The following is a 278-nucleotide window of genomic DNA, read 5'->3' on the forward strand; positions in this document are numbered from 1 at the left end:
TTTTGCTGGAAATCGAAAAGATTCGAGCAATTTTAGACAAATCATTTACAAAATTTATGATTTCAGTCAGGCAACCGATAATCCCCAAAGATGGCTTTTGGAGAATTTCTTACAGGGAGCCAATACCTATAAGGATTTTTCAGCTATTCCTGAACAAGAAGTGAAAGACTTTTTGAATACTTTGCAGGAAACTGCTCTCGCTCTTCGTGATGTGACGGATTTAGAAGATTACAAGCAAGTAACGGCTAAAGGAACTCCAACAGCAGCTTATCAAAGGC

General features: G+C 38.1%; 1 protein-coding gene. It reads left to right on the forward strand.

The genetic code is table 11. From position 1 onward, the window contains the following. On the forward strand, positions 1-278 hold a 278-nt coding region (locus tag QWY29_RS21355; RefSeq protein ID WP_300963042.1), incomplete at both ends, for a hypothetical protein.

Origin of the sequence: Nocardioides abyssi (assembly GCF_030412915.1) — a bacterium.
In the GTDB taxonomy this organism is placed as follows: Bacteria; Actinomycetota; Actinomycetes; order Propionibacteriales; family Nocardioidaceae; genus Nocardioides; species Nocardioides abyssi.